The sequence below is a fragment of the Vibrio sp. AND4 genome (genome assembly GCF_000171815.1).
In the GTDB taxonomy this organism is placed as follows: Bacteria; Pseudomonadota; Gammaproteobacteria; order Enterobacterales; family Vibrionaceae; genus Vibrio.
Window position 1 is genome coordinate 586,480 of sequence record NZ_ABGR01000002.1, and the last position, 13,061, is coordinate 599,540.

Consider the following 13,061-nt stretch of genomic DNA (forward strand, 5'->3'; position numbering starts at 1 on the left):
GGTCAGTAAACAAAACGAAGCATCTCATTGAAGTATTCATACGTAGCTCGCCAACCGATACTGGACCGAGGGAAGTGTACCGTAGGGTATGAGCTTCTCTTTCGTGACGGTCCTAAAAATACCTTTCCAGAAATAGAGCCTGAGAAAGCGACCAGTCGACTTCTATCAGACCATTTTCTCACCACACACTACAGTACTCTGGGTGACAAACTCGGCTTTGTTAATTTTCCTTATCAAAGCTTGGTCAATCTCGTCCCTACCCTGTTCCCCAAGGAGTCACTCGTGGTTGAAGTGTTAGAAGATTGCGAACCGACCGATGAGTTATTCCGTGCGATCAAACATCTCCATGCATCAGGCTATCGAGTTGCGTTAGATGACTTCGTCCCTACTAAATCTTGGCAGCGCTTTTTACCTTATATTGCGATCATCAAGTTCGATATTCGCATAATACCAATTGAGAAGGCGACGCGTTACATTCAATCGCTTAGCCAATTTGGCATCGATTTTATAGCCGAGAAAGTGGAGACCTATGAAGAATTTGAGCAAGCGATGGACGCTGGTTTTCATTTCTTTCAAGGTTACTTCTTCAGTAAACCAGAAGTCATTCAGAAAAAGCGTATTAGCCCAGCGCTCTTGACGATCATCCAATTGTGCAAAGAAATCGCGAACAACCCCATCAACTTTAATAACCTCGAACACCTATTTTCGACAGATGTGACTTTGTCTTATAAGCTGATGACTTATGTAAACTCGGGTTACACACTAACTACTAAAATTAAATCTTTTCGCCAAGCACTGATTTACCTTGGCGAAGATCGTTTAAGACGCTTTATTTCTCTGGTTGCAATCGCCTCAGTGGACGAGGACAAGCCTGATTATCTATATTCTCTCGCTATTCAACGCGCACGCATGTGTGAGATTCTGCTGCTCCAGATAAACACCAAGCACGACCCTAGCCAAGCATTTCTGACGGGGATGTTCTCGCTGTTAGATTCATTATTAGACCAACCGCTGTGTGACGTAATCAGTGAAATTCCTGTTGATGAGGAAATCAAACAAGCACTGACGAGTCGAAAAGGCGTGCTAGGTTTACTTCTTTCGATGATCATTGCGCACGAGAAAGCCGATTGGGAAACAACAGAAAAGTACTGTAGTGCCCTTAAACTGACGGAAGCGCAACTCGCCAAGGCGTTTAGCCAATCGACCGCATGGGCTCAGGAACTGATGTCCCAAACGCCTTAAATCGCTATAATGCGCAAAAAGAAAACCTTTAGCTTGAGTTATATGATGTTGGAGGTTTTATCGCTTAATATAAATGAGATTTCATTCTATGGCTTCTTCTTGCCCTTGCGGCTCCAACCACACTTACCAAGATTGTTGTAAAATTGCCCACAACAATCATGCAGACATTATAACTCCAGAGCAATTGATGCGCTCTCGTTACTGTGCACATGTGCTAGGTTTAGTGGATTACGTGGTGAACACATACCACCCAAGCTGTAATGCAGAAGAGCAACGCGAAGGCATTGCCCAATCCATCGACAGCGATTGGTGCAAGCTTGAGGTAGTAAAAGTCGAAGCGAGTAGCAACGAGAATGAAGGTTTTGTTGAATTCAACGCTTACTTTGATGAAGACGGCAAACGCTACTGTATGACAGAACGCTCTCGTTTCGTTAAAGAAAATGGGCTTTGGTACTACATTGACGGCACGTTCCCAGAAGAAGAGCCGGAACAAGATCCACGTTTGAACCAATCAGTAAGCAGTCTAAAGGTCGGCCGTAACGATCCGTGTATCTGTGGAAGTGGTAAGAAGTTTAAGAAGTGTTGTGGCTAATAAAAGGTTCTAGGTAAAACAAAGGTCCTAGGGGCTTAGAGCCTAAAGTCAATGAAGTGCGCGAGAGCTCCCGCGCACTCTGCTTTAGGTTCAGAGTTTGGGGCTCTTCTTTATTTATGACGCTCTTTCAGTTTATTCACCACATCATTCATCGATAAACCTTGGTCTTGAAGCAGTACCATTAAGTGATAGATCAAATCTGCGGATTCACACACTAACTCCGCCTTATCGCCCGACGTCGCCGCAAGTGCGACTTCAACGCCTTCTTCGCCCACTTTTTGCGAAATACGTTTGGTGCCACGAGCATAAAGACTGGCAGTATAGGAGGAATCTGGATCGGCACTCTTACGGGCAGCCAGTAGCTGCTCAAGTTGATGAAGCCACACCATTTGTGACTCCTCTTGAGGATCCACATCCCAGCAAGTTGTGTTACCCAAGTGACACGTGGGGCCAATGGGGTTCACTTTCACCAGCAGCGTATCGTTGTCACAATCGAGTTGCATGTTCACCAATTGCAATACGTTGCCGGAGGTCTCACCTTTCGTCCAAAGGCGTTGCTTGGTGCGAGAGAAAAATGTCACCTGACCTGTTTCGCCCGTTTTTTCCAACGCATCTTTACTCATGTACCCCATCATCAGCACTTGGCTTGATTGGAAATCTTGTACGATGGCAGGTACCAGACCATCCACCTTTTCCCAGTTGATTCGCTCAGCTAGCGAACTTACTCCGGCGGTTTTTACACTCATAGTCGTACCTCAATGCCTTGTTGTTGCAAATATTGCTTTAGTTCACCAATGTTAATGACTTGTTTGTGGAATACCGATGCAGCAAGCGCGCCATCCACATTGGCTTTTCGGTATGCTTCGACAAAGTGCTCCATAGCCCCTGCGCCACCCGATGCAATCAGCGGTACATTGCACACTTCACGCACCATATTCAGTTGTTCGATGTCGTAGCCGTTACGCACACCGTCTTGGTTCATCATGTTCAATACAATTTCACCAGCGCCGCGTTTTTGCACTTCTTGCACCCAATCATGGGTTTCCCATTGGGTCGCTTTGGTGCGTTCTTCATCACCAGTAAACTGGTAAACCTGATACTTGCCCGTCTCTTTGTCGTAGTATGAATCGATACCAACGACAATACATTGCACACCAAACTTATCAGCTAGGTCAGTAATCAGCTGCGGATTCGCCAATGCAGGTGAGTTGATCGACACCTTGTCTGCGCCAAATTCAAGAATGCGTGCTGCGTCTTCTGCTGATTTAATGCCACCAGCGACACAGAAAGGAATATCAATCACTTCTGCAACGCGAGCGACCCAACTTTTATCGACGACACGACCATCACTTGAAGCGGTAATATCGTAGAACACAAGCTCATCAGCGCCTTCTTCTGCATAACGCTGCGCCAGAGGAACGATGTCGCCAATGATTTCGTGGTTGCGGAACTGAACGCCCTTCACCACTTGTCCATCACGAACATCAAGACATGGAATTATTCGCTTTGCCAACATGCAAACGCCTCCTCTGCTGTGAACTTACCATCTAACAATGCACGACCAACAATCACACCAGCAACACCGCTGCCTTTTAGCGCTTCGATATCCGCTAATGAGCCGATGCCGCCTGAAGATTGGAACTGTACTTGTGGGTACTGTTTACATAGGTCAACGTAAAGCTCAACGTTTGAGCCTTCTAGCGTACCGTCACGAGAAATGTCCGTACAAAGCACGTGCTGCAAACCCACTGTAAGGTAATCGTTGATTAGAGCTTCGATGGTCACGCCTGAGTCTTCTTGCCAACCAGAGATCGCCACTTTACGTATGCCGTCTTGATCGATATTGATGTCTAACGCTAAAACGATTTTCTCTGCGCCGTATTTTTCCATCCAACCTTTCACAAGCTCTGGCTGTTTTACTGCTGTTGAGCCAACGACAACACGCTGCGCACCGGCTTCTAATAGATCAATCACGTCTTGCTCGGTACGCACACCACCACCGATTTGGATGTTCGCTGGTGTACTTGCTAGTAGCTTTGCAATCAAATCAAGCTGGCGTGCTGTCGTGTCTTTCGCGCCAGTTAAATCCACCAAGTGCAGCCAGTTGGCACCGGCTTGGTGGTACAAGTTGAACTGCTCTGCTGGGTCGACTTTGTACTCGGTTACTTGGCCGTAATCACCTTGATAAAGGCGAACCACCTGTCCTTCAATTAAATCAAGAGCTGGAATAATCACACTAAATCCCTTTTATAATTCTAAGAAGTTTTGAATAAGCTTCGCGCCCGCTTTTGAAGAACGCTCAGGGTGGAACTGCACGCCGTAGTAGTTGCCACTTTGTACTGCGGCTGTGAACGGGTTGCCGTATTCACATTCAGCAATTGTGTAGTCCCCAACTGGCATTGCAAAGCTGTGCACGAAGTAGAAGTACTCACCTTCTTCAATACCTTTGAACAGTGGATTACCTGCTTTTGCAGACACCGTGTTCCAGCCCATATGCGGCAGCGGCAAATCGCCAGTTTGTAGTAGCTTCACTTCGCCATCACAAAGTCCAAGACACTCAACTAACTCGTCGGCTTTCTGTCCTTTCTCTTGAGACACTTTGCCCAACAATTGCATGCCTAAACAGATACCTAGTAGCGGCTTCTCTACCTGTTTTACCAAGCTGATAAGATCGCGCTCTTCTAGGTTCTTCATCGCTTCACTGGCAGTTCCCACGCCCGGTAGAAATAGCTTGTCAGCCGCCAATACCACTTGTGGATCTTTTGAAATTATTACGTCATAACCTAGGCGTTCAATAGCAAACTTCACCGAAGAGACGTTGGCACAGCCCGTATCGATAATGACAACTTTCTGTTCTGTCACTGTTTTTCTCCTTGCTAACGTTAGCCTTAAAGCACGCCTTTACTACTCGGTAGTTCAGTGCCTTCTACTTTGATAGCTTGGCGCAGAGTACGACCAAACGCTTTAAACAGGCTCTCAATGATGTGGTGATCATTGTTGCCTGAAGAAGAAAGGTGCAGCGTACACGCTAGGGTGTCAGTCAGAGAACGGAAGAAGTGAACCACCATCTCTGTTGAGAGGTCACCCACTTGCTCACGGCTAAACTGCGCGTCGAACTTAAGGTAAGGACGACCAGATAGGTCCAGTGCACATTGTGCCAAGCACTCATCCATTGGCAGGCTGAAGCCAAAACGACCAATACCACGTTTGTCACCCAGTGCTTCCTTCAATGCTTGCCCCAAAGCAAGAGCGGTATCTTCTACCGTGTGGTGATCATCAATGTGCAGGTCACCTTCTACTTTGCACACCATCTGGAATCCGCCGTGCGTCGCGATTTGATCCAGCATGTGGTCGAAGAAACCAAGACCAGTCGAGATATCATTATCGCCTTGCTCATCAAGGTTTACCGCCACCTTGATGTCCGTTTCTTTGGTGGTTCGAATTACTTCAGCAACACGAGCTGTTACCGTCAGATCTTGAAGGATCTGTTTCCACCCCATGGTTGCTGAATTATATTGAATGCCACGAATTGCCATGTTTTCTGCAAGTTGAAGATCAGTTTGGCGATCGCCAATCACAACAGAGTTTTGAAAATCGACTTTGCCACCTTGAAGGTACTCTTTTACCAAGCCCAATCTAGGTTTACGGCAAGAACAGTTATCTTCATCGAAGTGAGGACAAATCAGCACGTCATCGAACTTCACACCCTGAGATTCAAAGATCTCCATCATCATGTTGTGTGGAGCATCAAAGTCTGCTTGTGGGTAGCTGTCGGTACCCAAACCATCTTGGTTGGTGACCATCACTAGGCGATATCCTGCATCCTGCAACGACAACAGGCTTGGGATAACAAATGGCTCTAGTTTTAGCTTATCTAAACGGTCTACTTGAAAATCAACTGGCGGCTCAACAATTAAGGTGCCATCACGGTCGATAAAAAGGATTTTTTGTTGTTTGCTCACTCGAACTTCCTTATTGCTATTCTTTTGGCGCTCCCGCTATTGAGCGAGACCGAAAAATTCTGACTCTACTTATGCATAGTAGTTTCTTATAAATCCAAGTGTTTTTTCGCACTCGTCACGGTTACCCACACTGATACGCACGCAGTTCTCAATTGGCGAGTTACGCAAAATAATGCCCGTATCCCAAGCCGCTTTGAAAAGATCATCGCCATATGGGAATTTCACCAATAGGTAGTTACCCCATCCTTCAAAAACCTCCAGACCCGGAATCATCGACAAACCCACCTGTAAATAAGCACGGTTCGCATTCAAGTCGAGAACTTGGAACTTTGCTCGCGCTAGTCCTGCTTCAGACAGCGCTTGAATAGCAATTTCTGCTACTGGCACTGGTACTGGATATGGTGCGATGACTTTAAGAAGTACATTAATCAGCGCTTCGTTCGCAAGCGTAAATCCACAACGCAGACCCGCAAGCGCAAAAGCTTTCGACAGAGTACGCAAAATCGCGAGATTCGGGTATTGCGCCAGTAAATCTACCGTTGACGATTCTGGACAAAAATCTATGTACGCTTCGTCCATCACCACGATTGCTCGGTCTTTTGTCATTTCGAGTAGAGAGACAATATCTTCACGATCAACCAAGTTACCCGTTGGATTGTTTGGCGAACATACGAAAACCAGTTTGACGTTATCCAGATTAGCTTTAATACCTGCAAGATCTAGTTGCCAATCTGGCGTCAGCGGCACCGTTTTACGCGCGATACCAAAGGTTTCTGCACTGATGGCATACATGCCGTAAGTCGGTGGGCAATACAGAATCGCATCCTCACCCGGCTCACAGAAAGCACGAATCAACAATTCAATGCCTTCATCTGCCCCCCGTGAAGTCAGCGTTTGCTCTGGTTTCACTCCCGCATAAGCAGCGTAAGCAGAAATCAGTTCTTTGGGCTGACATTCGCTATAGCGGTTAAGGCGAGCAAAGTCAGTTTTGTATTCATTATTGAATGGCGATTCATTTGCATTCAGCCACACATCACCCGTACCACCAATACGGCGGGCCGATAAATAAGGAGTCAGTTGTTGGACCTGTTTACGTGCTAGCTTTTCCATCGATTTGTCCTTTACTTGGCTGGCTGTTTTTCTAAACGGTTTAATTTTTCTGTGCGAATAGTCACGGCACGTTTATGCGCATCCAAGCCTTCTGCTTCAGCCATAGTGACGACGGTTGGTGCCAAGTTCTTTAAACCATCCGCTGACAATTCTTGTATCGTCATACGTTTAGAGAAGTCAGCCAAACCTAAGCTTGAATGCGTCCGCGTGTAGCCATAAGTAGGAAGAACATGATTCGTGCCCGACGCATAATCACCCGCCGATTCTGGTGACCAATCGCCGAGGAAAATCGAACCTGCGTTATCTAGCAATGGCAGAAGTTCTCGAGGATTCTTGGTCTGAACAATCAAGTGCTCAGGGCCATAGTAGTTCGAGATGGAAACCGATTGAGTCAGAGACTCAGCAATAATAATCAAGCTTGAAGCCAATGCTTGCTCGGCGATGTCCGCACGAGATAGCTCCTTAAGCTGACGTTGAACCGCGTCCGTCACTTGATCCGCAATCACAGGTGAAGGTGTCACAAGTACTACTTGAGAATCAGGACCGTGCTCTGCTTGGCTCAAAAGATCCGCGGCAATGAAATCTGGGTCTGCCGTTTCATCAGCAATCACTAGAACTTCTGATGGGCCTGCCGGCATATCAATCGCAGCACCGCGGAAATCATTGCTCACTTGACGCTTCGCTTCGGTCACATAAGCATTTCCCGGACCAAAGATCTTATCAACTTTAGAGACCGTTTCTGTACCATAAGCCATCGCGGCAATAGCTTGAGCACCACCTAAATTGTATACCTCATCAATGCCACACAGTTTTGCGACATAAAGAATCTCATCCGCAATTGGCGGCGGAGAACAAAGCACAACTTTACGACAACCTACGATCTTAGCCGGTACACCAAGCATCAAAACCGTAGAAGGCAATGGCGCGCTGCCACCAGGAATATACAAACCCACTTTTTGAATTGGGCGTGTTACCTGTTCGCAAATCACGCCCGCTTGGGTTTCTACTTTAATAGGTTGAGCTTTCTGCGCTTTGTGAAACTTCGAGATGTTTTCATAAGCTTGCTTCAATGCGCTCATCATATTTGGCGAAAGGCGTGCTGACGCTTCATCGATTTCTTTAGCCGACACACGAATGGATTTTAGTTTTACTCGATCAAACTTCTCCGTTAATTCAACGAGTGCTAAATCGCCTTCTTGACGAACTTTCGCGATCACTTCAGAAACCGAGGCTGTCGTGTTTGCACCTTCTGTAATTGCAGGGCGCTCGAGAATCGAATCTTGTTGCGTTTCGCTGAGCGATTGCCATACGACTGTTCTCATTACAATTACTCCATCATTTTTTCAATTGGCAGTACTAAAATAGAGCTAGCGCCCAGCTCTTTTAATTGTTCCATCGTTTCCCAGAATAAGTTTTCCGTACTAACCAAATGAACCGCCACTTTTTGCTTATCCGCTGAAAGAGGTAATACAGTTGGATCTTCTGCCCCAGGAAGCAATGCTTTAATTTGTTCTAACTTTTCAGCTGGTGCGTGCAACATGATGTACTTTGACTCTTTCGCTCGCTGCACACCTTGCATACGAGTTAAAAGTTTTTCAATGAGTACAACTTTGTCAGCATCGAACTCACCAGTACGTTGAATCAGCGTCGCTTTTGATTTGAAAATAATTTCGGCTTCTTTAAGGCCGTTCGCTTCCAATGTTGCGCCAGTAGAAACCAAATCAGCGATAGCATCAGCGAGACCAGCACGCGGGGCAACTTCAACGGACCCCGTCAGCATACATGCGGAGAAAGGTACGCCTGCTTCATCCATATAAGCTTTAAGCAATTGCGGATAAGTGGTAGCGATGCGCTTACCGGCAAGGTCTTGTGGACCGTTGTACTCCTCATCTTTGTCGATCGCGATAGACAAACGACAGCCACCGAAATCAAGGCGACGAAGTTGAACAAATTCATACGGTTCACCTAACGCTTTACGATCTAGGCGAACTTCTTCCAACTCGTTTTCACCGATAAAGCCTAAGTCAACAACACCATCCATAATTAGGCCTGGGATGTCATCATCACGAACCAAAAGCAGATCAATTGGCATATTCTCCGAGTGAACCACTAAACGTTCACCCATCACGTTGAATTTCACACCACACTCTTTAAGCAGAGCTTGGCTCTCTGTGCTTAGGCGGCCTTTTTTCTGAATTGCGATTCTTAAACGTTGTGTTTGCATTACTTTATCCCTGTGCAAAGTTTAATATTCTATGAGTCCGTGAAACTAAAAAACCCTCGAAAGATGTTAGTCTCCCGAGGGTTAGAAATCTGTTGACTTTGATTTTCACCTCCGGGAGTTTCCTACCTCCCGGGTATGCGTACATCTCCCGAAAGGCTAGGCTAGGTGATGATGGTGATGAATGTTCATTGTAATATTACGCATACTTGTTTCAGGCTCTTTTCATTTGGTTCTTCACCATTCACACTAACCAAGGTGATTACTTTTTTCAACTATTAATTTAAAAAAATTAAATTGTACGTTACAAATAAAAAAGGAGGCCGAAGCCTCCTATTTATTTACATTTAAATTCAATTAATTATGCACTCTGGCACGATGCCATCTTTGACTTCGAAAGCCATGATAGAATCACACAAACAATCATAAATGTAATCGACGCTGCGATAAAAGAAAACACAACTGAAGCAGTCATCCCAAGTGCGATAAAGCCAACACATGAAACGAACGCAACTGATAATGCATATGGCAACTGTGTCGACACATGATCAATGTGGTTACATCGTGCACCAGTAGATGACAGTATAGTGGTGTCTGAAATTGGTGAACAATGGTCGCCGAATACTGCACCTGCTAGAACCGCACTCAGCATTGGTAGCATTAACGCTAAGTCTGTCGCGCCAGCCATGTCTCCCGCGATTGGCAGCATGATACCAAATGTGCCCCATGAAGTACCCGTAGAGAATGCCATTAGGCCAGATAACAAGAATAGGATAACTGGAAGCCAGTGTGGGTTGATGTTGCCTTGTACCATTGAAGAAAGGTAAGAACCAGTCTTCATGTCACCGATAACAGAGCCAATAGTCCAAGCGAAAACCAGAATGAGAATAGCACCAAACATCGATTTAGCACCAATCCAGAGCGTGCGCGCAATCTCTGCCATCGGTAGGCCTTGTTTAACCACAGTAAACAAAGCAACGGCAAGGCCAAGCAAGCTACCGTAAATAAGAGAGGTACCGACGTCTGTGTTCTCAAACGCGCCTAATAGTACAAATTCTTTACCATCCGCCGCTAGCGCTTGACCACCGGTATATAGCATAGAAACAATCGTCGCTAGGATAAGCGTTATGATTGGCAGCGTCAGGTCAGAAACCTTACCCTTTTCACTTTCGCGAATATCTAACTCTTCATTCAAGTCATGCGCTTCTTGTGAGTCGTTCTCTTTATCGTCGTCAAAACCGCGACCTTGAGATGCCGCAATTTCGTGCTCGCGCATCTTACCGATATCCAGACCAAACCACGCCACTGCAAATACCATTAGTAAAGCAAATACTGCGTAAAAGTTCATCGGAATAAGACGAACATACGCACCAAGTGCCGAGTACTCTGTAATACCATGTGACACCAAAATACCGCCGATGATGGTAACTATGTATGCCCCCCAACTAGAAGCAGGCATGATCACACACATTGGAGCAGCCGTTGAATCTAGGATGTACGCCAACTTAGCACGAGACACGTAAAAACGGTCAGTGACTGGACGAGAAATCGCACCAACGGCAAGGCTATTAAAGTAATCGTCGACAAAAATGAATACGCCAAGGAAGGCTGCAAGAAGTTTAGAGCCACGTTTACTTTTTACACGCGTTTGTGCCCATTCAGCAAAAGCGCGAGTACCACCAGATAGGGTCAACAACGCGGTTGTCATACCTAAAAGAATAAGGAACCCGACAATACTCATGTTCCAAGCGTTGATACCACCGTCTTCAATAAAGACAGAAGAAACTTGAGAACTGACATAACCTACCGCATCACCGATAGCCCAATCATTAAGCAGCACCGCACCCAGTACGACGCCAACACCAAGAGAAACGAGAACACGTCGTGTTAAAATCGCGAGAGTCAATGCGACAACAGGCGGTAATAACGAAACGGGAGAATGTGTAAAATCTATTAAATTCATGATCTTCAAAAACCAAAGTTTGGCTAGAGATCTACTGCAGACAAGTCACGTAAACTACGTGCTCATGTTGAACTTAGCGACAGGGAAGCGAACACTCCACCCAACCCTACAGTAGCGCTCCATAGTTTAATGTAAATATACTATGGCAGTGTTGTTCCTTTCGGTAACAACCCCAGCAAGTGGCTTCGATAGACCACCCACTTCGGCAATCTTCGCCTTCCACTATTATTCATTGGCATCACCCCAATAATAGCTACTCTTCGAGACTGCGCCTCTACGGCAACAACGGATACTTGACTGTCAACTTTTCAAATTAACGACAATTTATCTGCGTTATTACATCAGGTGATAGTTATTGTACTCATGAAGCATACTAATGCAACACATCAAACTAAATTAAATGGACAAATAAATAATCGCGTGTTCAATTTATAAATGAAACGTGATCAAGTCATACATTTCACAACTGCAATCACTTCAACCTTGTCGTTTATGAAACTTTATTACTAGTATTAAATTTGCTTTAATTTTACTTAAAGCAATTAATCAAAAGAAATATGACGAAAGTAACAGCAACTATCTTACCCTCTCTCTAAAAAAGAGATTTTAAATTCCAGTGATAAGTATACAAGAAGTTGCTCTGGAAAAAGAGACTACCAATAAAAGATAACAGTGTTGGAAATGGCTAATTACATTTCAAATTCATGAATTAATAATGCAGTCACCCTCAAAAAACAAAGAAATTTAATCTAAATCATGAATTAGTATTTGCACATATGAGAAAGATAAAGTTAAATATAAGGACACTGAATTTAAATCTAGATTTACATCTTATTTATCGTCACGATAAGCAATGTAGAAACTTTTAACCTATTAATAGGAATCGTTATGTCTGAGCTGACTAAAACACTTCTAAATATCCGTAGCCTCCGTGCATTTTCTCGTGAACTAACTCTAGAGCAATTAGAAGAAGCTCTTGATAAGCTAACTATCGTTGTTGAAGAACGCAGAGAAGCAGAGGAAGTAGAGCGTGCAGCACTAGAACAACAAGAAGCGAAACTAGCAGCCATCGCAGAGCAAATCGCTCAAGACGGCATTGACGTTGAAGCACTAATTAGTGCTCTTGCTGGTGAAACGAAAAGCAAAGCAAAGTCTAAGCGCGCTCCTCGCCCTGCTAAATACAAATACATTGATCATACAGGTGAAGAAAAAACTTGGACTGGTCAAGGTCGTACACCTTCAGCAATCCAAGAACAACTTGATGCTGGTAAATCTTTAGATGATTTCCTAATTTAATAGCGAATTTATGAAATAATAAAAAGGTTTTCCCAGTAAAATCTTTTTATTCATAAATAGATACAAAAATGGCGCATTCAGAATGCGCCATTTTTTTATGTGACAAGTTGGCTAATTCAACATAATAAATTAACGTTCCCAGTATGCTTCTTCTAGGCTATCTTCACGTTCAGGCAAACCACGTGATAAACGTGGAGAGTGCTGCACTAGTACTTCGTAACTTGCACGGTTTGCATATTTACAAACTTGTGAAAATGATGAATAAGTTAAATACTCATTATTGTGTTTGCTTGAGTTAGGCACATTTTCTTTGTGGTATTTATTTGCAGCCATATCGTGCAGAACCGCAGATAACGCCGCATCACCTGCCCCATTAGTATTCTTAATCTTTTCTGGCCCTCCCATATAAGGAGAGATATGCGAATATATTTTTATTGCGTTTTCACATGAGTCTTTCTTCGCTGGTCGGCTAAACTCGTAACGGTTGAATTCTGCAATAGACCCAGGAAGCAGCGGCAATGATGTTTCGCGCTTAGCACTGTCCTCGGTGTAGCCAGCCATAAATAGGCCAACAGGACCTGCTGTACAGAGCACTAAGTCAGCCCACTCCAGCGTTTTATCTGAAGCTGCTAGCGGATCAGACTCACCCGTAAGTGCTTCCGCTTCATCTTCGTT

The 13,061-nt window shown here is 44.8% G+C and carries 12 protein-coding genes, 1 pseudogene, 1 riboswitch and 1 other annotated feature; of the genes and pseudogenes, 3 read left to right on the top strand and 10 right to left on the bottom strand.

Features of this window, described 5'->3' with window-relative positions:
• The first annotated feature begins 27 nt into the window (after window positions 1-27).
• Together AND4_RS05215 and AND4_RS05220 are read left to right on the top strand one after the other, a co-directional pair.
• On the top strand, window positions 28-1,242 hold the full coding sequence (locus AND4_RS05215) for an EAL domain-containing protein (protein WP_043991465.1): 1,215 nt from the start codon (window positions 28-30) through the stop codon (window positions 1,240-1,242).
• Between the two features lie 88 nt (window positions 1,243-1,330).
• A complete protein-coding gene (locus AND4_RS05220; RefSeq protein ID WP_009841867.1) occupies window positions 1,331-1,834 on the top strand; it encodes a YchJ family protein in 504 nt (167 codons plus the stop codon).
• A gap of 110 nt (window positions 1,835-1,944) precedes the next feature.
• Here AND4_RS05220 and hisIE read toward each other — a convergent pair whose 3' ends face one another.
• From hisIE to tet(35), 9 genes are all read right to left on the bottom strand, one after another.
• Complete coding sequence (hisIE, locus tag AND4_RS05225; RefSeq protein ID WP_009841868.1) at window positions 1,945-2,580, bottom strand: bifunctional phosphoribosyl-AMP cyclohydrolase/phosphoribosyl-ATP diphosphatase HisIE; 636 nt, start codon at window positions 2,578-2,580, stop codon at window positions 1,945-1,947.
• Window positions 2,577-3,350, bottom strand: coding sequence for an imidazole glycerol phosphate synthase subunit HisF (gene hisF, locus AND4_RS05230; protein WP_009841869.1), 774 nt, complete (start codon window positions 3,348-3,350; stop codon window positions 2,577-2,579). Before hisF ends, hisIE begins: the two co-directional genes overlap by 4 nt.
• Complete coding sequence (hisA, locus tag AND4_RS05235) at window positions 3,332-4,069, bottom strand: 1-(5-phosphoribosyl)-5-[(5-phosphoribosylamino)methylideneamino]imidazole-4-carboxamide isomerase (protein WP_009841870.1); 738 nt, start codon at window positions 4,067-4,069, stop codon at window positions 3,332-3,334. Before hisA ends, hisF begins: the two co-directional genes overlap by 19 nt.
• Before the next feature lie 12 nt (window positions 4,070-4,081).
• On the bottom strand, window positions 4,082-4,696 hold the full coding sequence (gene hisH / locus AND4_RS05240) for an imidazole glycerol phosphate synthase subunit HisH (protein WP_009841871.1): 615 nt from the start codon (window positions 4,694-4,696) through the stop codon (window positions 4,082-4,084).
• Window positions 4,697-4,722: 26 nt separating this feature from the next.
• Window positions 4,723-5,796 (bottom strand): bifunctional histidinol-phosphatase/imidazoleglycerol-phosphate dehydratase HisB, encoded by a 1,074-nt coding sequence (gene hisB, locus AND4_RS05245; RefSeq protein WP_009841872.1) that lies wholly within the window; start codon window positions 5,794-5,796, stop codon window positions 4,723-4,725.
• 69 nt (window positions 5,797-5,865) lie between these two features.
• Window positions 5,866-6,906, bottom strand: coding sequence for a histidinol-phosphate transaminase (gene hisC / locus AND4_RS05250; protein WP_009841873.1), 1,041 nt, complete (start codon window positions 6,904-6,906; stop codon window positions 5,866-5,868).
• 11 nt (window positions 6,907-6,917) lie between these two features.
• Window positions 6,918-8,228, bottom strand: coding sequence for a histidinol dehydrogenase (hisD, locus tag AND4_RS05255; protein ID WP_009841874.1), 1,311 nt, complete (start codon window positions 8,226-8,228; stop codon window positions 6,918-6,920).
• 5 nt (window positions 8,229-8,233) lie between these two features.
• Window positions 8,234-9,130: an ATP phosphoribosyltransferase gene (gene hisG, locus AND4_RS05260; RefSeq protein WP_009841875.1), complete on the bottom strand. Its 897-nt coding sequence runs from the start codon at window positions 9,128-9,130 to the stop codon at window positions 8,234-8,236.
• Window positions 9,131-9,174: 44 nt separating this feature from the next.
• Window positions 9,175-9,311: a sequence feature (His leader region), on the bottom strand.
• Window positions 9,312-9,488: 177 nt separating this feature from the next.
• The gene (gene tet(35), locus AND4_RS05265; protein ID WP_009841876.1) at window positions 9,489-11,090 is read right to left on the bottom strand and encodes a tetracycline efflux Na+/H+ antiporter family transporter Tet(35); all 1,602 of its coding nucleotides are present in this window, start codon (window positions 11,088-11,090) and stop codon (window positions 9,489-9,491) included.
• A 104-nt stretch (window positions 11,091-11,194) separates the two neighbouring features.
• A riboswitch (Lysine riboswitch) is annotated at window positions 11,195-11,375 on the bottom strand.
• Window positions 11,376-11,978: 603 nt separating this feature from the next.
• On the opposite strand from tet(35), the gene AND4_RS05270 reads away from it, so the two are divergent.
• Complete coding sequence (locus tag AND4_RS05270) at window positions 11,979-12,386, top strand: H-NS family nucleoid-associated regulatory protein (RefSeq protein WP_009841877.1); 408 nt, start codon at window positions 11,979-11,981, stop codon at window positions 12,384-12,386.
• 129 nt (window positions 12,387-12,515) lie between these two features.
• Here the strand turns inward: AND4_RS05270 and AND4_RS05275 are convergent.
• Window positions 12,516-13,061, bottom strand: a pseudogene (locus tag AND4_RS05275) (inosine/guanosine kinase); the annotation flags it as partial.